General features: G+C 44.6%; 17 protein-coding genes. 10 read left to right on the forward strand and 7 right to left on the reverse strand.

Annotated features, from left to right (window positions below):
• Positions 1–12: 12 nt before the first annotated feature.
• On the reverse strand, positions 13–729 hold the full coding sequence (locus IQP38_RS15595; RefSeq protein WP_017634231.1) for a FadR/GntR family transcriptional regulator: 717 nt from the start codon (positions 727–729) through the stop codon (positions 13–15).
• A 560-nt stretch (positions 730–1,289) separates the two neighbouring features.
• Here IQP38_RS15595 and IQP38_RS15600 point away from each other — a divergent pair.
• The 4 genes from IQP38_RS15600 to IQP38_RS15615 all read left to right on the forward strand — a co-directional run bounded on the left by IQP38_RS15600 (position 1,290) and on the right by IQP38_RS15615 (position 7,198).
• Entirely contained in the window at positions 1,290–2,009 is a 720-nt protein-coding gene (locus IQP38_RS15600; protein ID WP_005388529.1) for a FadR/GntR family transcriptional regulator, read from the forward strand.
• Between the two features lie 142 nt (positions 2,010–2,151).
• Positions 2,152–4,014: a putative nucleotidyltransferase substrate binding domain-containing protein gene (locus tag IQP38_RS15605; protein WP_017634232.1), complete on the forward strand. Its 1,863-nt coding sequence runs from the start codon at positions 2,152–2,154 to the stop codon at positions 4,012–4,014.
• On the forward strand, positions 4,014–4,730 hold the full coding sequence (locus IQP38_RS15610; RefSeq protein ID WP_005388533.1) for a 3'-5' exonuclease: 717 nt from the start codon (positions 4,014–4,016) through the stop codon (positions 4,728–4,730). The genes IQP38_RS15605 and IQP38_RS15610 overlap by 1 nt, the downstream gene beginning before the upstream one ends.
• Positions 4,731–5,416: 686 nt before the next feature.
• A complete protein-coding gene (locus tag IQP38_RS15615) occupies positions 5,417–7,198 on the forward strand; it encodes a sodium:solute symporter family transporter (protein ID WP_031781211.1) in 1,782 nt (593 codons plus the stop codon).
• A 350-nt stretch (positions 7,199–7,548) separates the two neighbouring features.
• On the opposite strand, the gene IQP38_RS15620 is transcribed toward IQP38_RS15615, so the two are convergent.
• From IQP38_RS15620 to IQP38_RS15630, 3 genes are all read right to left on the reverse strand, one after another.
• Positions 7,549–8,175, reverse strand: a complete 627-nt coding sequence (locus IQP38_RS15620) for a hypothetical protein (protein ID WP_154203902.1) — start codon at positions 8,173–8,175, stop codon at positions 7,549–7,551.
• 326 nt (positions 8,176–8,501) lie between these two features.
• Positions 8,502–8,822: a DOPA 4,5-dioxygenase family protein gene (locus IQP38_RS15625; RefSeq protein WP_005375836.1), complete on the reverse strand. Its 321-nt coding sequence runs from the start codon at positions 8,820–8,822 to the stop codon at positions 8,502–8,504.
• Positions 8,823–9,218: 396 nt separating this feature from the next.
• On the reverse strand, positions 9,219–9,413 hold the full coding sequence (locus IQP38_RS15630) for a hypothetical protein (protein ID WP_127891143.1): 195 nt from the start codon (positions 9,411–9,413) through the stop codon (positions 9,219–9,221).
• A 65-nt stretch (positions 9,414–9,478) separates the two neighbouring features.
• On the opposite strand from IQP38_RS15630, the gene pdhA reads away from it, so the two are divergent.
• The 3 genes from pdhA to IQP38_RS15645 are packed head-to-tail and all read left to right on the forward strand — an operon-like array spanning position 9,479 to position 12,694.
• Entirely contained in the window at positions 9,479–10,573 is a 1,095-nt protein-coding gene (pdhA, locus tag IQP38_RS15635; RefSeq protein ID WP_025998586.1) for a pyruvate dehydrogenase (acetyl-transferring) E1 component subunit alpha, read from the forward strand.
• Positions 10,566–11,549, forward strand: coding sequence for an alpha-ketoacid dehydrogenase subunit beta (locus IQP38_RS15640; RefSeq protein ID WP_042521051.1), 984 nt, complete (start codon positions 10,566–10,568; stop codon positions 11,547–11,549). Before pdhA ends, IQP38_RS15640 begins: the two co-directional genes overlap by 8 nt.
• Entirely contained in the window at positions 11,546–12,694 is a 1,149-nt protein-coding gene (locus tag IQP38_RS15645; RefSeq protein ID WP_005375831.1) for a dihydrolipoamide acetyltransferase family protein, read from the forward strand. The genes IQP38_RS15640 and IQP38_RS15645 overlap by 4 nt, the downstream gene beginning before the upstream one ends.
• A gap of 67 nt (positions 12,695–12,761) precedes the next feature.
• Here the strand turns inward: IQP38_RS15645 and IQP38_RS15650 are convergent, their stop codons facing one another.
• The gene (locus tag IQP38_RS15650; RefSeq protein WP_017821214.1) at positions 12,762–13,727 is read right to left on the reverse strand and encodes an electron transfer flavoprotein subunit alpha/FixB family protein; all 966 of its coding nucleotides are present in this window, start codon (positions 13,725–13,727) and stop codon (positions 12,762–12,764) included.
• A gap of 137 nt (positions 13,728–13,864) precedes the next feature.
• Here IQP38_RS15650 and IQP38_RS15655 point away from each other — a divergent pair, with 137 nt between their 5' ends.
• A complete protein-coding gene (locus IQP38_RS15655; protein ID WP_054701352.1) occupies positions 13,865–15,526 on the forward strand; it encodes an electron transfer flavoprotein-ubiquinone oxidoreductase in 1,662 nt (553 codons plus the stop codon).
• 59 nt (positions 15,527–15,585) lie between these two features.
• Here the strand turns inward: IQP38_RS15655 and IQP38_RS15660 are convergent, their stop codons facing one another.
• On the reverse strand, positions 15,586–16,470 hold the full coding sequence (locus IQP38_RS15660) for a LysR family transcriptional regulator (protein WP_042521059.1): 885 nt from the start codon (positions 16,468–16,470) through the stop codon (positions 15,586–15,588).
• Between the two features lie 117 nt (positions 16,471–16,587).
• Between IQP38_RS15660 and IQP38_RS15665 the strand changes: the two genes are divergently transcribed.
• A complete protein-coding gene (locus tag IQP38_RS15665) occupies positions 16,588–17,259 on the forward strand; it encodes a type 1 glutamine amidotransferase domain-containing protein (RefSeq protein WP_170893282.1) in 672 nt (223 codons plus the stop codon).
• A gap of 84 nt (positions 17,260–17,343) precedes the next feature.
• On the opposite strand, the gene IQP38_RS15670 is transcribed toward IQP38_RS15665, so the two are convergent.
• Positions 17,344–17,991: a glutathione S-transferase family protein gene (locus IQP38_RS15670; RefSeq protein ID WP_193837727.1), complete on the reverse strand. Its 648-nt coding sequence runs from the start codon at positions 17,989–17,991 to the stop codon at positions 17,344–17,346.
• 118 nt (positions 17,992–18,109) lie between these two features.
• Here IQP38_RS15670 and IQP38_RS15675 point away from each other — a divergent pair, with 118 nt between their 5' ends.
• A complete protein-coding gene (locus tag IQP38_RS15675) occupies positions 18,110–18,940 on the forward strand; it encodes a LysR family transcriptional regulator (RefSeq protein WP_193837728.1) in 831 nt (276 codons plus the stop codon).
• Positions 18,941–18,947: the final 7 nt, after the last annotated feature.

Raw genomic sequence — 18,947 nt, forward strand, 5'->3', positions numbered from 1 at the left:
GTACGCAAGCTCTTAACTATTCACGGCGTCGGAAAGCCTCTGATTCTCATCATTTAACAGCGTTTGAGAGGCTAAACGAGCTTGAAATGAGTTTCCGACCATAATTGCATCATAAATTGCACGGTGCTCATTAAGGCAGAACCTCCCTCCTTCAACTGACTTGTCAATAAACACCTTAAATATGGTCGAAAGTATATTGCTGAAGGGAACGTAGAATTGATTATCGGTACAAAGGAATATCGTTTGATGAAACAAATGATCGTTAGCAATCCACTCATCATAATCGTGACATCGTGCTGCCATCGTCATTCTTTGAAATACAATTGACAACAGCTTTCTTTGCTCAGCATTGGCATTTTGGGCTGCCAGCGCACACGCCTCTGGTTCTATGGCTTTACGCAATCCTAAAAACTGAGATAGAAACGGCTTAGTATCTTCTAAATCTTGGATCCACTCTAAGAGTTGAGGATCAAGAAAATGCCAATAGTTTCTTGGTAGTACCGTAGTTCCAACTTTTGGTTTAGAGATAATTAAGCCTTTAGCAGACAGCAACTTCGTCGACTCTCGTAGTGCTGTCCGACTAACACCAAACAACTTACACAGTTCTATTTCACTCGGGAGTTTCTCATTTTGACTTAATTCTCCTGACAATATTTTGCGAGAAATCTGTCTTGCTACTTGTACATGTATCTTGTGATTTGAATTCCCGAGAAGTGAAAACTCTGCCATCTATATTCCTCATTGCCAGCAGCCTAAACGACTTGTTTAGCTAATAATTAGAAAAGGCCAAATGAAACACGCTTTGAAGGCGGAGACTTTCTGTGTAAATGTAAAGCACTGTTATTTAGCGTCTAAAATCTAACGATCTTATGAATATGATTTTTACTCGCGAGGTATATTGGCCAAACTCAATATTGAATGGTCGAGTAGTAACATCATACACACCGATCTTTAGTATATAATAATACAATATCACTTTATTTAACAAGAAACCTGACCTTCTATTCAAATTGTGTGCTGTGTATTGAAAATCAGTGAGTACAATAAGTAGGCGCGACTAGAGTTAACTAACATATTGAGCTAACAGATAAATAAGGAATGATGTAAGAATCGGTGGCCTCATCTGTTATACGCTAAGTATCATAATCATGAAGGCTTCATAAAGCAGTCGGAGATTCAAAATGGATTTGTGAAGACAACTGTTATTACGTAAACATCTTCTTGGTGAGCTACACTTTGGATGATATAGTCCAAGCTTAAATAATACAATTTTAACGATAAGTGATTTTATGTCTGGTGAATTTCATTCTATCTCCGGTTCCAAGCGCAGCTTACATGTACAAGTAGCTCGCGAAATTGCTCGTAGCATTTTGTCAGGCAAGATCCCTCAAGGGTCCATTCTTCCAGGAGAAATGTCCCTGTGTGAACAGTTTGGTATCAGTCGCACAGCTTTGCGTGAAGCCGTAAAACTTTTAACATCAAAAGGTTTACTCGAGTCACGTCCAAAAGTTGGTACTCGAGTCATCAACCGAGCGTACTGGAACTTTTTAGACCCACAATTAATTGAATGGATGGACGGTCTAACAGAGATAGATCAGTTCTGTCATCAATTTTTGGGGTTACGACGCGCTATAGAGCCTGAAGCTTGTGCACTCGCAGCGAAAAATGCCACTGCGGAACAGCGAATTCAGCTATCAGAAGCATTCCAAGATATGTTGGAAGTCGCTAAAGCAGACGAACTGGACAAAGCGCGCTGGATGGATGTAGATATTCGTTTCCATAGCATTATTTTTAACTCAACCGGAAACGACTTTTTCTTACCGTTTGGGCATGTTCTGACTACAATGTTCATTAACTTTATTGCTCACTCATCTGAGGAAGGCAATACGTGCATCGAAGAACATCGTGAGATTTATGAAGCAATAATGGCAGGCAATGCTGAAAAAGCACGTCAAGCTTCGGCTAACCACTTGTTGGAGTCAAAACATCGCTTACCCGAAGCCAGTTAAGCTTAGGGCTTGGGCGATCTAATAACTAGGCAAAAGCACGCATCTCGCGTGCTTTTTTAATTTCGTTTCCTCCAATTCTTTATGGCACACCATCAATATTTTGATATATAGTAATACAAATGTATTTTAAGAATGTTGTGTTATGACCGACTCGCTACTGCCAAATATCATACAGTTTATCAGCCAGATTGATCCGTTTGACAAGGTACCTAAAGGTGCACTTCGCGAGCTTGCTTCATCTGTTAAGATCACTTATTTAAGCAAGGGGGATGTTGTTGATCAGTATTCTTCTAAGAACGAAAAGTCACTTTATATTATTAGAACTGGCTCTATCGAACAGCGTAAATCTGATGGCATATTGAGAGCTAAACTTGGTCCGGAAGATTTGTTTGGCTTCACTTTTCTTGGTAACGAAGTCGAAAGCGGAAAAGAATACAAAGCAATTGCAATCGAAAATTCATTAGTTTATGTAATTCCAAATGCTGCGCTAAAAAAGTTGTGCACTTCTCATCCTGAATGTGCTGAACATTTTGCATCACAAGCTCAGGTACGGCTAAAGTCAGCATTAGATGTCGTGTGGTCTAACAAAGAAAAAGGGTTGTTTATTCGGCGTGTAGAGGAAGTTGCTAGTGGTCGAGTTGCAATTGTAACCGCTGAGCAATCCATTCAGTCAGTCGCCAACGAGATGATCGATAAGTGCTCTCCCTGCGCTGTCGTTTATCGTGATAATAAAATAGTTGGACTGATTACCGACCGAGATATGACAAAGCGAGTCATCGCCAAAGGATTAAGCATCTCAACACCAGTCGTCGAAGTCATGTCGCCTGATCCTAAAACAATTCATCCTGACGATTTAGTTCTGCACGCAGCCTCCATTATGATGCAGCACAACATAAGAAATTTACCCCTAGTCAGAGACAATAACGTCGTTGGCGTTTTGACAACAACGCACTTGGTTCAAAACCATCGAGTCCAAGCAATATTTTTAATTGAAAAGATCAAATATGCTGGCAGTGTCAAAGCTTTGTCTAGTTTTACGTCTGAGCGCCAAGCTATTTTTGAAGCATTAGTCGAAGGACGGGTTTCACCAGAAATCATTGGTAAAGTGATGACCATGATTATGGATGCGTACACTCGTAGGTTAATACAAATAGCCATTGATAAGTTGGGAACACCTCCCTGTGACTTCTCTTGGATTGTGGCAGGCTCTCATGCTCGCCAAGAAGTACATATGCTGTCAGATCAAGATAGCGCCATCGTATTAGATGATTCGGCAACAGATAACGACCGTATCTACTTCAAACATTTAGCAATGATAGTAAGTAATGGCCTGAATAAATGTAACTATCCATTGTGTCCAGGGAAATTTATGGCAGCGACCCCTAAATGGTGCCAGCCTCTCTCTGTTTGGAAAAAGTACTATAAGAAATGGGTGGCAAATCCTGAATACGAGCGCCTCCTCAATATCAGTGTCTTTTTAGAAATCCGAACCGTTTATGGAAACAAAGACTTTGAACAGATACTTCGCGATGAGCTTCACTCTAACATCAACGCTAATAGAGAATTCCTTACGATGTTAGTTAACGATGCGGTGAAAACAAACCCACCGCTAGGAATATTCAATAGCCTAGTATTACAAAAATCGGGAGAGAACAAGAAAACGCTCGACGTAAAAAAATACGCGATTAATCTAATCATTGATCTTGCAAGGATTTATGGTCTGGCAGTTGAATGTGACCTCACTGCAACTGATGAGCGTTTTAAAGCAGCTAACGAAAAAGGACTGCTCAGCCATGACGCGTACAAAAATATAATCAACGCATATCAATTCATCTTGTCGTTTCGATTTGCCCATCAATTAGAAGCACTAAAAAGTGGAGATGAGCCAAATAACCACATTGACCCCAATACGTTCGGTAGTTTTGAACGTCAACATTTAAAAGACGCGTTCCGCATCATTGCAGATCTACAAGAAGTCGCCAAACTCCGTTTTGGGAGCCGATAATGAAGCGCTTACTTGAGTACTTTCATCCATTGACACGAAAAAATCGTCAGAGACAAAAGCACTGTAAAAAGAAGCACATCCCTCTTTATCTTAAAAAGCTGCTTCGCTCGCCAAATCTGGACGTAAATCAACGAGCTTTTGACACTGAGTTCATCGTTCTAGATCTTGAAACAACTGGCTTAGACAGTGAGGAAGAAGTCATTCTTTCCATGGGCTGGGTAGAGATTCGACAAGGCCATATTGACTTAGCAACAAGTCAACACCTTTATGTACATAGCGACTCAAAAATTAAGCCCGAAACCATAGTTGTTAACCATATTACCCAACAAATGCTGACTGATGGAATCTCTATTCATGAAGCAATGCGGACATTCTTTAAAGCAGCAGAAAACAAAGTTATTGTTGCGCACGGATGTATAGTCGAAACTAGCTTTATTAATCAATATTTACAGCGAGTTTTCAACATAAAAGAGTTGCCGCTCATTTGGATAGACACCTTGCGAATAGAAAAAAGGTTACAAAGAGCTATCAATGCTTCCGATGAATCAGATGTGACTCTAGCAGCGACAAGGGAACGTTACGGGTTACCCGCTTACAACGGCCATAATGCACTTGCAGATGCAATTGCAACTGCAGAGTTACTATTAGTTCAACAAACCCGTATCGCACCTCAGACAAAAGCGACAGTCGGGCCCCTTTACCGGCTTAGCCTGTAATCATCCAGATCACAGGCCTATTTGCTAAACATGTTCTCTGTCACAATTTGGTATCATCAGCATTTACCTTAATTAATAATACAATATCATTAATGGAGGCGACGTTAGCAAAATGCAGCGAATAGCCATTGTCACTTGCCAACATCAGAGCGAGTGTAAACTGATTAGTTGCTCCATATCATAACTACATTTTAGAGAGCTTAGCATTGCATGTGCGCAATGATTGTCGAAGATCTAGCAGCGTTACATAAACAACCGAATTCAGGTGATGTCCCCTCGAACGTCATCTGCAGTGGTTAGTAATCATGTAAAGCCGCTGTTGCGAACTTCAGCCGACAGCTCGCGGTACTAGTACCGTTTGGCCCATGCAGTACAGGCTTGCATGGGCTTTTTTTTAACAATCCTACATCAATCGATGTTATATCCCTCTGCCAGATATGCATAAATCCGCGTCCATTCTTATTAGAGGACTTAAGATTCTTTATAAGTATATTCATAGAACCCATACCTAAACTCGACACTTTTAGCAGCTTCAGAGAAAAGCAATATCTGACACCGATCACTTGTATGATTAATTAAAGGGTTTATTACGCCTTACTGGTCACGGTTTTGAGTTATTGTACTACAAATAAGAGGAGCGAACGTTACTATTACTTAGGACAATAAACTACTTCAAAGGTCTAAAGATGGAACTCAATACTCTCATTGTGGGCATCTATTTTCTATTCTTAATCGCAATAGGTTGGATGTTCAGAACTTTTACTAGTACTACAAGCGACTACTTCCGAGGTGGCGGCAACATGCTTTGGTGGATGGTTGGAGCAACGGCGTTTATGACTCAATTCTCTGCTTGGACATTTACTGGCGCCGCTGGTAAAGCCTACAATGACGGTTTTGCTGTCGCTATTATTTTCCTTGCAAACGCGTTTGGTTACTTCATGAACTTCGCTTACTTTGCACCGAAATTTCGTCAGTTACGCGTCGTAACTGTCATAGAAGCCATTCGTATGCGTTTTGGTACAACAAACGAACAAGTATTTACTTGGTCTTCGATGCCAAACAGTGTTGTCTCTGCAGGTGTATGGCTTAACGCCCTCGCTATTATAGCTTCAGGTATTTTTGGTTTTGATATGACAGCAACCATCTGGATTACCGGTTTAGTTGTACTTGCGATGTCGGTAACTGGCGGCTCTTGGGCGGTTATCGCCTCCGATTTCATGCAAATGGTCATCATCATGGCGGTAACGATCACATGTGCAGCCGTTGCTATTGTTCAAGGTGGTGGAGTTACTGAAATTATCTCTAACTTCCCAGTCGCAGAAAGTGGCAGCTTTGTTGCAGGTAACAACCTGAACTACTTAAGCATCTTTAGTATTTGGGCGTTCTTTATCTTCGTTAAGCAGTTCTCTATTACAAACAATATGTTGAACTCTTACCGTTACCTAGCTGCAAAAGACTCTAAAAATGCAAAAAAAGCAGCTTTGCTAGCATGTGTATTGATGTTGGGTGGAGTTTTCATTTGGTTCATGCCTTCTTGGTATATTGCAGGCCAAGGTGTTGATTTAGCGGCAGCTTATCCAGATGCTGGTAACAAAGCAGGCGACTTCGCGTACCTATACTTCGTTCAAGAATACATGCCAGCAGGTATGGTTGGACTTCTGGTCGCTGCAATGTTTGCTGCTACGATGTCCTCTATGGACTCTGGTCTTAACCGCAATTCAGGTATTTTCGTAAAGAACTTTTATGAACCGATCGTTCGTAAAGGCCAAGCATCAGAGAAAGAGCTAGTCGCAGTTTCTAAAGCAACATCGGCGGTATTTGGCGTTGCAATTATTCTAATCGCGCAGTTTATAAACTCTCTAAAAGGTCTGAGTCTATTCGACACTATGATGTACGTTGGTGCGCTCATCGGGTTCCCAATGACAATTCCAGCGTTTTTAGGCTTCTTTATCAAGAAAACTCCAGACTGGGCCGGTTGGGGAACTCTAGTCGTGGGTGGCATCGTTTCCTACCTTGTTGGGTTTGTTATCACAGCTGATATGGTGTCATCGGCGTTTGGCCTTGAGGAGTTGACTAGCCGAGAATGGTCTGATGTGAAAGTAGCAATAGGTCTAATCGGACACATGACGCTAACTGGTGGCTTCTTCATGTTGTCGACTCTATTCTACAAGCCTCTAACTGACAAACGCCAAGCAGATGTCGATAAGTTCTTTGAAAACCTATCAACGCCTCTTGTAGCGGAATCAGTGGCACAGAGAAAACTCGATAACAAGCAACGTCAAATGCTGGGTAAACTTATCGCGGTCGCAGGTATAGGTGTCATGTTTATGGCTCTGCTACCTAACCCAGTATGGGGGCGCTTAGTGTTTATTCTATGTGGTGCCATCGTCGGAGGTGTTGGTCTACTACTTGTAAAAGCTGTGGATTCAAGCGCTGAACAAGCCTCTGAACCTGTGACAGAAAGTTAAATCTCTTATTCTAATAAACGCGGCTATTCTTTGGCCGCGTTTTTTAATTCTAAGTTCCCAGTACGAACACTTCCCCCTTTTACGAAGACATATCATCTTGTCTAGGGTTATCGAATTGCAGCTTTATTTTGTCATTCGATAAGGCTAAACCAGAACGTGATAATCTGATCGAGTTAAAAGTGCAGCCTACCTTGCTTAAGTAAACGCCCCAAAGCCATCCAAATATCTGATGAAGTAAAGATCTCGGCTCGTATACTTTGTTACCGCTTCGTGATTTAGACTCGCTAGTCCTTTACATCACCACCTAGTCTACAAGCCAAACTATTCCCGCTGAACAAACCATCTCGGGATTACTTAGGTACACTATTTTCTCTTTTTGCAGATGGCACAACAACCGCTACCAATAAAGCTAACAACAGGAACACGGGGCTAAGCATTAATCCATGCCAGATTGAATACCCATCATGGAACAGCCAGAATATACCAAGCGTCAGTAGGTACGAAAAGTAGCTGCAAAACACCAAGCTAATCGCGACAAAGCGCTTTTGATTAATAATAAGAATCCGCACTAGATACTGGCTAAGAATACCAGAGCAGCGCATGGCAAGTTGCCAATTAATGATAAAGAAAGCAAGCGCAATAAACCCAGCTACGACCAGTGCATCATGCGTGCTTAAAATGAAGTAGCTACCAAATCGGCTTATGATGACCGGATAATCGCCTTCGTATATCGTTGACCAAGATATTGCGTTCGCTGCTGCTACGTAATTGGCAAAATAAGCAATGGCGTAGAAAGTCGTTTGAGAACTGAACGGCTGAAATACATCCGTACAAAATCCTCGCCACTCTTCTTTGTTGGCGGTAGGCCCAACCCAGTCACGTTTTTTTTGAGCGGTACGCCCGGCAAACGCAGGCCCGTTGCGAAACAACAGCCAAAATATATAGAGTGCAAGTATAACCAAGAGTATTGAAAACATACCCTTCCCCCTCATAAATTATCGGCGCCACTGCCAATGGCGTTGGGGTCGTAAACTGCACTTCCCTGCTATACCTATTTGATTTATCAAAGACTTATTATTTTATTACCACCAAAATTCATTTAATGGTATGCTAAACAGCAACATTTTCACGCTTTGTGCGTGAAGTTCGAAAGCCTACTTTTAGGTTTAGCACAAAAATAACTACAGCAAAGCGTAAGAGAGGGATTCCGCACCCATCAATGAAGATGAGGCGTTAAGCAGAAGCTGCGACCGCAATGAGAAGAGAAGGATTCAAAGCGGTCATGCATGGGCGAGAAGAGCAACTATTTCTCTAACTTTTCTTCAAATACACCAATCTCTCTGCCCAACCAAATCGCGCGTTCTGTGTGATCGAGCAACTCTTCTTCGCTTACTGGGTGAATAAGCACAGAAAAATCGCCTCGAATCGTATCAAGCCACGCCAAGAACTCTTCACTCAATGATTCTAGGTGAATTTCAAACATCGGCATCTTGTGTGGGCCAACTAACCTTCCAACTAATGGAAACACACGCAGCACATCTTGACGCTCTTGACGGATGATCTCGTTCAAGGCTTGCGCTTTATCTTGTTCTCTTAGGGGAAAATAAACATGAGCGTGGTACATAACTTCTCCATAATCACTTCCGCTTGAGCACCACCTACTTTGGATAAGCTCAAGGACTGCCGAGGGTATACATTTGTAATGCCGTCACCCTACCTTGATTCCACTCAGTTGGGAAGAAGTTATGCATTCTCATAAGGTCGAGGCTTCGAGCACAACAAAAATTTGCAATTCATCATATAGCAACTGTTTGAGTTGATTCATTAATAATGACTCACTTTGTCAAATTTTACAGCCAAATTTTGTTGCAAATATGTTTCATTAACCAGTAATTAAATTCGAGTTTAAAAATACCACCAACAAAATAGCAGCATATTACTCTGCAAAATCAGGGTGTAAGCAAAACTTTACTACTGAGCGAAAGTCAAAATGAAGCATAATTTAACAATTTGTTTACACTTATTGTATCTGGCTATACCACGATTTAGTTAGAGGGTTAGATACAGAAAAGCCTTTCTCTGTATCTTGCGGTGAAATAGTCGCAGCGATGTTATCGACAAATAGTTTAAGGGACGAACAGATGCCTACCGCTATCGAAAGCACACGCAACCTTAGGTATGGCCTTTGCGCTGATATCAGAGTTTGAGTACCCATACAAACTCTGGTTTTGTATGAACAGCTGCAGTCCAAAAGACCCGCAGCGTCAAAAGGAGCTTGAGATGAACGTTCAGGCATTACCCATGCATCGGTTTATCGACCATCGTGGGGACCTAGTCGGCCAACTACCCAACTGGGCTGACACTGAAACATTGGTCGGGTTTTACCGAGATATGGTATTAACTCGCACTTACGACAACAAAGCAGTTGCCTTGCAACGCACCGGTAAGCTAGGGACCTATCCCTCACACTTAGGCGCGGAAGCCATAGGCATTGCGGTCGGCAGAGCACTTAAAGCCGATGATGTGTTTGTTCCTTACTACCGCGATATGCCTGCGATGTGGTGTCGTGGCATTGGCATGGAAAAGAACCTTCAATACTGGGGTGGCGATGAGCGCGGGAGTGATTTTGCTCCTGAAGGCAGTCCGGTTCCTAGCCGAGACCTTCCCTACTGTGTACCCATAGCGACGCAATGTACGCATGCTGTCGGGGTGGCTTCCGCGCTAAAAATTCAAGGTAACCATGAAGCTGCGCTAGTCATGTGCGGCGATGGTGGTACATCCAAAGGGGACTTTCTTGAGTCAATAAACTGCGCAGGTACTTGGAATATTCCACTTGTTTTCGTCGTAAACAATAACCAGTGGGCAATTTCAGTGCCGCGTAGTCTCCAATGTGCCGCCGATTTCTTATCAGAAAAAGCGCAAGGTGCAGGTATACCGGGTATTACTGTCGATGGTAACGATGTCGTCGCCGTTTATGATGCAACTAAAACCGCCCTTGAGAGAGCAAGAAAAGGGAAAGGTGCAACACTCATCGAAGCGGTGAGTTACCGACTGAGTGACCACACTACGGCCGATGATGCGACTCGTTATCGTAAAGAAGATGATGTTCAAACTGCATGGCAATACGAACCTATCGCACGTCTTAAAACGTACCTCCTTAATCAAGGCGCTTGGAGCGACGAACAAGAACAGCAATGGCTAGATTACTGTAAAGAGCAAGTAGAGTTAGCTGTTGAACGCTATCTGAGCTTACCGCCACAAGCACCAGAAACCGGTTTCGATTATTTGTATGAATCGCTACCTCAAGAGCTTCATGCACAAAGAGATGAACTCATCAACAAGGCAATGAGAATGCAGGGAGGCAGACATGGCTGAGCTAACGTTGGTTGAAGCAGTAAACCTTGCCCTGCACCACGAAATGCAACAAGACCCCAATGTTGTCGTATTAGGTGAAGACGTGGGCGATAATGGTGGTGTATTTCGTGCCACTGTTGGACTCAAGCAAGAGTTTGGTCTTAAACGAGTCATCGATACGCCACTCGCTGAAGCCTTAATCGGCGGGGTTGCGGTCGGTATGGCAACGCAAGGATTACGACCTGTCGCCGAATTTCAGTTTCAAGGTTTCGTTTTTCCTGCGATGGAGCACTTAATGTGCCACGCGGCTCGAATGCGTAACAGAACTCGCGGTCGGCTCACTTGTCCCGCGGTTTTCCGTGCGCCATTTGGCGGCGGTATCCACGCTCCGGAACACCACTCAGAAAGCGTGGAAGCGTTATTTGCTCACACTGCTGGATTTAAAGTGGTGATTCCTTCTTCTCCACAACGCGCATACGGCTTACTTCTCGCTGCAATTAGAAGCAATGATCCCGTCATGTTCTTCGAACCGAAGCGCATATATCGCACCGTTAAATCTGAAGTCGTTGATAACGGCGAAGCACTCCCACTCGACACCTGCTTCACCTTACGCAAGGGGCGAGATATCACGCTCGTTACTTGGGGCGCATGCGTCGTAGAGTCACTTCAGGCCGCGCAAACCTTGTCTAGTCAGGGAATTGAAGTCGAGGTGATTGATTTGGCGAGTATTAAGCCAATTGATACCGCGACGATTTTCAGCTCACTAGAAAAAACTGGACGTTTACTCGTTGTTCATGAAGCGAGTAAAACTTGTGGTGTGGGATCTGAGCTATTAGCTCGAACCGCTGAACACGCCATGTGCTTACTTAAAGCCCCACCTAAACGAGTAACTGGAATGGACACCATTATGCCTTATTACCGTAACGAAGATTATTTCATGGTTCAGAAAGAAGACATTGTGACCGCAGCGCGCGAACTCGTGGAGGATTGGAAATGAAGACGTTTAACTTACCCGATCTCGGCGAAGGCCTCGCTGAATCAGAAATTGTAAAATGGCACGTTAATGTCGGTGACATGGTTAAATTAGATCAAGTGATCTTAACCGTAGAGACAGCAAAAGCGACGGTCGACGTCCCTGCCCCCTATTCGGGCCGTGTGGTCAGCCGTCATGGTGAGGAAGGTGAAATCGTCAATATTGGTGCATTACTGCTAGAGATTGATGAAACAGGTGCCGGGAGAGAAGTAACGGCAGAGAAAAAAGCCACTGCTGACGCCGCAACCGTCGTCGGTAGCGTTTCTCACCAAGCGCATCATGTTAACGTTGATGATTTCTGGATTGGTGGCAACCACAACACGACAGAAAGTAACCTCGTTACCGCCCTGCCTTCGGCTCGCTTGTTGGCACAAAAACTTGGGGTAGATCTTAACCTTGTGTCAGGTAGTGGCCCGAACGGACTTATCGTAGATGCCGATATTTACGACGAAGCCGGAAAACAGCGTCCAGGCACCGAAGTTTTGAAAGGCGCTCGACGTACCATGGTATCGTCTATGACCGAATCGCACGAACATGTTGCTGCCGTAACCATTACGGAAGAAGCATTGTTGGAAGATTGGCTGCCAAACGAAGATATCAGTATCCGCCTTGTTCAAGCGATTGTTCATGCGTGTCAAGAAGAGCCCGCTTTAAACGCTTGGTTTGATGCCGAAACCATGACACGCTGTGTACACACAACGGTCAATGTAGGAATTGCAGTAGATAGCCGTCATGGATTGTACGTGCCAGTCTTGCGCCACGCAGATGAATACGAGCCACAAGATGTTCGTCGTTGGCTCGATCAAACCGTTGAAGGGATCAGAGAGAGAAAAATCGGTCGTGAGCAATTGCAACACGCGACGATTACGCTTTCCAACTTCGGCGCGATTGCCGGTATTTACGCGACACCTGTCGTCACACCGCCACAAGTCGCTATTGTCGGCGCGGGCCGAATACTCGACCGAGTTGTGATAAGAAATGGTCAAGCAATTTCGGTGAAAGCAATGCCGCTATCCGTAACGTTTGATCATCGCGCTTGTACTGGTGGTGAAGCTGCAAGGTTTACAAAAGTACTTGCAGAGCACCTGCAACGTCCGAGCGAAAAGTAACTTATAAAAATCAAATGATAAAGGCTTCCAGTCCGGAAGCCTTTTGTTTTAGGAAGCAAGACTATATCTACAGCTTCTCTAACAGCTCAGGCATTACCACAAACAAATCGTCGACCAATCCATAATCTGCAATGTCAAAAATAGGCGCATCAGGGTCGCTATTAATTGCAACAATCACCTTGGAATCTTTCATTCCCGCCAAATGCTGGATCGCGCCAGAAATTCCGACGGCAATGTATAACTCCGGTGCAACAATTTTGCCGGTTTGCCCAACTTGATGGTCATTAGACACATAGCCCGCATCGACCGCCGCTCGTGACGCCCCTACCGCTCCACCTAGCTTGTCAGCCAATTGTTCTACTAAAACAAACTTCTCTTTACTCCCGAATGCACGACCACCCGACACTACTACTCTAGCCGCTGGCAATTCTGGTCGCTCACTTTCTGGCGTTTGTTGCGAAACAAACTCACTAAGTTTATTGATAATCACCGTGTCGACTTGAGTAAGCTTAGGGACAACTGGCGTGTCAGATAGCTCTGCGGCATCAAAAGCCGTACTTCTTATGGTCATCACTTTATAGGGATCATTCGACGTGACTCTCGCCAATGCATTTCCAGCATAAATTGGACGAATCACCGTATCGATAGACTCGATTGTCATCACGTCAGAAAGTTGACCAACATTAAGCAACGCCGCCACACGAGGCATCACATTCTTACCAAATGTACTGGCAGGAGAAAGAATGTGTGAGTAGTTTTTGGCTACTTGTGAGATCAAAGGTGCGATATTTTCCGCTAATCCATGTTCATATCCCTTCGCATCAACCCAGATAATTTCTGCAACACCTTGAACACAATTCAACTCATCCAAAACTGATTGGCACTGATAACCAATAAGCAACACAGAAACAGGAAGCGATTTATCATCATCCTTAATCTCAAATGCCGCTTTAATTGCACACAGCGTCCCTACAGCCAACGATTGGTTGTCATGCTCTGCGAGCACAAGTGTTGCTAATGGTCGGTCTTCCATGGTCATGCCTCATATAACACGTCAGATCCATTACTTGAGCTTAGTCCACTTCACGTTAACGTCAACTGAGCTATAGTTTTCTGTATAGAAACCAAAACCTGTCACGCAGATGACGATAATAGAAAGGAAGCATAAAGATGGAACGAGAATGCATGGAGTTTGATGTCGTGATCGTGGGGGCCGGACCCGCAGGCTTAAGCGCCGCTTGTCGGCTAGCTCAACTCAACCAAGACAGTGAAGGTGACGCACTTTCAATTTGCGTTGTAGAAAAAGGCTCAGAAGTGGGCGCACATATTTTATCTGGCGCTGTTTTTGAAACTAGTGCCTTAGATGAGCTTTTCCCCGACTGGAAAGAAATGGAGGCCCCGCTAGCAGCCTCGGTTCAACGAGATAATTTCCTTTATCTTACTACTGAACAAAACCATATTCGAGTTCCTCACATCCTTACACCGCGTCCAATGATAAATGGCGAGAATAATTACGTAATTAGCCTTGCCAACCTTTGCCGTTGGCTCGCTAACCAAGCAGAAAATCTTGGGGTGGAAGTTTTTCCGGGCTTTGCCGCTGCAAGCATCAATTATGATCAGACTGGCGCCGTGACAGGCATTAACACGAGCGATATGGGACTAGATAAGAACGGCCAGGCCAAACCTAACTTTGAACCAGGTATCGAGCTAAGGGCAAAATACACCCTTTTTGCTGAAGGTTGTCGCGGACATCTGGGTAAAGAACTTATTCAAAGGTTCGACCTAGACGCAGGAAAGCAACCACAGCACTACGCGCTTGGCCTAAAAGAGATATGGGAGTTACCCACTGACAGTAAGGATGTATCTGGCAGTGTTATCCACTCCGCTGGCTGGCCCTTGAGTGAAACAAATACCACAGGCGGCGGTTTTCTCTATCACATGGAGAACAACCAAATCGCCGTCGGGCTTATTGTCGACTTGAATTACAGCAATCCTTACTTGAGTCCGTTTGACGAATTTCAACGCTTTAAGCACCATCCTGCTATTGAACCACATTTGAAAGGTGCTCAGCGCATCGCTTACGGCGCAAGAGCCATTGCGAAAGGTGGACTTTCCTCTCTGCCGAGACAGCAATTCCCTGGCGGTTTATTGATTGGTTGTGATGCGGGGACTTTGAACGTTGCTAAAATTAAAGGCAGCCACACAGCAATGAAATCCGGAATCATTGCAGCAGAAGCGGTACATACGGCCCGACAAACTGGAGCTTCTGAGCCAGACTACCAGTCGTTGTTTGAACCATCATGGTTGTATGACGAACTCGCTGAAACGCGTAACTTTGGTGCGAACATTCATAAGTTTGGCAGCATACTGGGCGGTGCTCTTTCGACTTTTGAACACAACCTGTGGCAACCACTGGTTAAGAAGCCGTTACCTTGGTCTATCAAGGACTATTCGCACGATCATGAGCAGTTAAAACCTAAACAAGAGTGCCACCCAATTGCATACCCAAAACCAGATGGTGAAATCAGTTTTGATAAGCCTTCGTCGGTATTTTTGTCGGGAACACAGCACGAAGAGAATCAACCTTGTCACCTTGTTCTGACTTACCCTCACATTCCAATTGATGTGAATTTAGGTATGTATGACGAACCGAGTCAGCGCTATTGCCCCGCTGGGGTTTACGAAGTGGTGGAAGTGGACAATAAGTTGAAGTTTCAGATAAATGCCGCCAACTGCGTTCATTGCAAAACCTGTGACATCAAAGATCCTTCGCAAAACATCACGTGGAAAGCACCAGAAGGTGGCGGCGGACCAAGCTATCAAAACATGTAGATACGTTAGTATGTTGACGATCTAACAAATGGATAAACAAACCGATTGGCAGAGCCTCATTACTCCTGCCAATCGACAAAATGATCAAGCAAGAAGTCGATAGCCAATCGCGCTCGTAGTGGTAGAAAGTGACGATTCTGATAAACAATCCAGCTGCTGTTGCCGCTTCCCCAATACGGCTCTAGTATTGGCACCAAACGACCAGACGAAATAGCATCGTTGAAACTACTCTTCGGTAAGTACGCCACACCTAATCCTTCTGCACAGGCTTGCAAGACCGTGTGTGCGTTATTGCTCTTCCATCTGCCCTGCACTTTTACGCCATCTAAAGGCTTGCCGTCTTTTTCAAACAACCAAACGTCCTTATTGGCAATAATGCAGCTATGACGCTTGAGTTGCTCTGGGTGCGTTGGCAAACCATGTTCATCGAGATAACGCTGACTGGCTGCCGCTGCCATGGGACGATCCACCAGCTTTCTCGCAACCAAGCCTGAATCACTCAACCTGCCGTAACGAATGGCAAAATCGAAACCATCTTCAATAAAGTTGACCATGCTGGTGTTGAAGTTAATTTCAACCGTGAGATTAGGATGTTGCTTGGCAAACGCCATCAAGGCAGGCGCTACATGGTTCTCAGAAAACGCACCAGCGGCACTCACACGTAACGTACCACTCAATTGAGTTTGCTGCGTGGTGAGTTGCTCATTGGCTTGCTGAAGCCCAATCACCAACTCTTTACACTGTTGATAATACGCTTGCCCCGCTTCCGTTAGACTCACCATTCTTGTCGAACGTGCTAACAAAGCGACACCTAATCGCTCTTCTAGTCTTGTGACTTGGCGACTGACGTGACTGGTACTGCAACCTAACTGTTTTGCCGCTGCAGAAAACCCTAAGCTCTCAGCAACCGTAACAAACTCATTGATGCCTTCAAAACTGTCCATACTTACCTTTGCTATATAGCAATAATGTTTTGCCAATTAATCGTATTATCACTTATTTGTTTAGCAATTAGTATGAAGGTGTTCAACAAATACACGTAAGCCAAAAAGGAAACCATCATGAAGAAAGTACTCATCATTGTGACGAACCATGCGACCCTTGGTGAAACTGACCAAGCAAACGGAACTTACGCGCCAGAGCTCACTCATGCCCTTAGCGAACTACTGGGTGCAGGCTTCGATTACGACATTGCCTCTATCAAAGGCGGGCAAGCACCACTGTACGGAACCGACATCGAAGGTGACGCAATAAACGAGAAAATCTTGGCGGATGATGATTTCCAGAACCGCATCAATAACACGATTCCAGTGTCACAAATCAACGGTGACAACTATGATGCGATCTTCTATCCGGGTGGTTTTGGTCTTCTTTCAGACCTAGCGAGCAACGAAGATTTTGCCAAGATTTCTGCAAAACACTATGAAGATGGCGGTATTGTTGCAGCAGTTTGTCATGGTCCGGGCGCTCTTCTTCCTATCACGCTTAGCAATGGCGAAAAGCTGCTTGCGTCTAAATCAGTAACAGGTTTCACTCGCGAAGAAGAGATCGACTTCGGCACCATCAACGATATCCCATTCCTATTGGAAGAATCTCTTGCACGCAGCGCAGCGCGCTACTCTAAAGTGCAACCATGGCAAGAGTTTGTAATTGTGGATGATCGTGTCATCACAGGTCAAAACCCAACGAGCGCACACGGCGTAGGCAGAGCGATTGTTGAACACCTAGCTTAAACGCGCCGGAAACTACAACCATCCTAGAAGAGGAAAGCGTGCTTTGTCATGCTTTCCCTTGCTACAGGCGATCGCAAGATGCGCTTATACTTCTACCCCTGCTTCATCTTCTTCTACGATATCCGTTTCTTGGTTCGCCTCTTCCAACCATTGCTGTAAAGATTCACTTGCTAGCACCTTTTGTTGGTAAGCTTTGGCACCTTCCGATAACTCGATACCGTAAGTTTGGAAACGCAATGCCACAGGTGCATACATAGCATCAGCTATCGACCATTCTCCAAATAGCCAACCGTTGGGATACAGTTTGGCTTGCTCAGCCCAAATGGCATCAATACGCGCAATATCCTTACGCGCACCTTCCGTTAAATCGACTTTTCTGCGTGCGCGGATGTTCATTGGGAGTTCGCTTCTTAAGTTAAAGAAACCCGAATGCATTTCTGATGCGATGGCGCGTGCTTTAGCCCGTTCTGCAGACTTACTTGGCCATGCTTTGCCTTGTAAGTATTGCTCGTTAACGTATTCCAAAATCGCTAATGAATCCCACACTGTTGCGTCACCATCCACTAAGGTAGGGACTTTCGCGGTTGGTGTAATATCTTCCAAGGTCTTATAAAAATCTTCTGTGAATAATTTGAGCTTGGTGACTTTCACATCCAGTTTGAATTGAGAAAAGATCAGCCATGCGCGAAGTGACCAGCTTGAGTAGTTTTGATTAGCAATAAACAGTTTCATGACGCCTCCATACGGTTCGTGTTTTGAGTACCCATTCACAATATCTGATTGTATTTAAGGGGACTAACGGATAGTTTTGATGGAACACTTCAACAAAAACGATGGATGAGTTTTAGATATGGATATCGATGCGTTACGCAGCTTTCTGGCTTTTGTCGAAACGGGAAGTTTCACTCGTGCAGCCAAGCAGATCAATCGCACCCAATCCGCGTTCAGTGCTCAAATGCGTAAGCTAGAAGACGAACTCAGCGTCAGTTTGTTTGAAAAAGAAGGTCGCAACCTAGTATTGAGTGAAGCGGGACTGGCACTGCGCTCTCACGCAGAGCAATTGGTTAGCTTGCACAATCAAGCGCTGAAACAAGTGAAACGTTATGAAAACAAGCGCCCTCTTCGCTTAGGTTGCCCCGAGGATTACAACGACAATATCCTGCCTAGAGTCATTCGCGTATTACAACAATCTGAGCCCACATGTTCGATTCAAGTCTTTAGTGAGCCAAGCATCACTTTGAGAGAAAAACTCGATGAAGGAAAGCTAGACGCCGCTATTGTGACAAGAGCACCGGACAGTGAGGAAGGTTACTGGCTAGCAAGCGACAAAGGCGTATGGATTGCTCATCCTGATTTTGACATTGAGAACGCCCAACCTCTCCCTCTCGCCCTATTCCAAACCGACTGTAAATACCATGCGGCAGCAGTAGACGGATTAACCAAACGTGGCACTCCTTATCAACTACTGGCATGTTGCAATACGGCTTCTGCACAACGAGCAATTGTACGTTCAGGCATGGCTATCGGTGCGATGGGCAGTATTAGCGTTAGCGAGGATCTTAAGATCTTAGACGATATGCCATCGCTACCTTCCGTGGATATCGTTTTGGTCACGGGCGTCGAGCCTCATCCGATACTGGATAAAGAATGCTTGGCGCAATTGGTTGAGTTAATGGCTTAACCGGATT

Source organism: Vibrio sp. OPT41 (assembly GCF_015163595.1).
In the GTDB taxonomy this organism is placed as follows: domain Bacteria; phylum Pseudomonadota; class Gammaproteobacteria; order Enterobacterales; family Vibrionaceae; genus Vibrio; species Vibrio alginolyticus.

Excerpts from the sequence above, each read along its gene's own strand:
- IQP38_RS15605 (WP_017634232.1), top strand. The coding sequence starts at position 2,152 with ATGACCGACTCGCTACTGCCAAATATCATACAGTTTATCAGCCAGATT.
- IQP38_RS15645 (WP_005375831.1), top strand. The coding sequence starts at position 11,546 with ATGAAGACGTTTAACTTACCCGATCTCGGCGAAGGCCTCGCTGAATCA.
- IQP38_RS15655 (WP_054701352.1), top strand. The coding sequence starts at position 13,865 with ATGGAACGAGAATGCATGGAGTTTGATGTCGTGATCGTGGGGGCCGGA.
- IQP38_RS15670 (WP_193837727.1), bottom strand. The coding sequence starts at position 17,991 with ATGAAACTGTTTATTGCTAATCAAAACTACTCAAGCTGGTCACTTCGC.
- IQP38_RS15675 (WP_193837728.1), top strand. The coding sequence starts at position 18,110 with ATGGATATCGATGCGTTACGCAGCTTTCTGGCTTTTGTCGAAACGGGA.
- IQP38_RS15665 (WP_170893282.1), top strand. The coding sequence starts at position 16,588 with ATGAAGAAAGTACTCATCATTGTGACGAACCATGCGACCCTTGGTGAA.
- IQP38_RS15660 (WP_042521059.1), bottom strand. The coding sequence starts at position 16,470 with ATGGACAGTTTTGAAGGCATCAATGAGTTTGTTACGGTTGCTGAGAGC.
- IQP38_RS15600 (WP_005388529.1), top strand. The coding sequence starts at position 1,290 with ATGTCTGGTGAATTTCATTCTATCTCCGGTTCCAAGCGCAGCTTACAT.
- IQP38_RS15615 (WP_031781211.1), top strand. The coding sequence starts at position 5,417 with ATGGAACTCAATACTCTCATTGTGGGCATCTATTTTCTATTCTTAATC.
- IQP38_RS15595 (WP_017634231.1), bottom strand. The coding sequence starts at position 729 with ATGGCAGAGTTTTCACTTCTCGGGAATTCAAATCACAAGATACATGTA.
- IQP38_RS15630 (WP_127891143.1), bottom strand. The coding sequence starts at position 9,413 with ATGGGTACTCAAACTCTGATATCAGCGCAAAGGCCATACCTAAGGTTG.
- IQP38_RS15640 (WP_042521051.1), top strand. The coding sequence starts at position 10,566 with ATGGCTGAGCTAACGTTGGTTGAAGCAGTAAACCTTGCCCTGCACCAC.
- IQP38_RS15650 (WP_017821214.1), bottom strand. The coding sequence starts at position 13,727 with ATGGAAGACCGACCATTAGCAACACTTGTGCTCGCAGAGCATGACAAC.
- IQP38_RS15625 (WP_005375836.1), bottom strand. The coding sequence starts at position 8,822 with ATGTACCACGCTCATGTTTATTTTCCCCTAAGAGAACAAGATAAAGCG.
- pdhA (WP_025998586.1), top strand. The coding sequence starts at position 9,479 with ATGAACGTTCAGGCATTACCCATGCATCGGTTTATCGACCATCGTGGG.
- IQP38_RS15620 (WP_154203902.1), bottom strand. The coding sequence starts at position 8,175 with ATGTTTTCAATACTCTTGGTTATACTTGCACTCTATATATTTTGGCTG.
- IQP38_RS15610 (WP_005388533.1), top strand. The coding sequence starts at position 4,014 with ATGAAGCGCTTACTTGAGTACTTTCATCCATTGACACGAAAAAATCGT.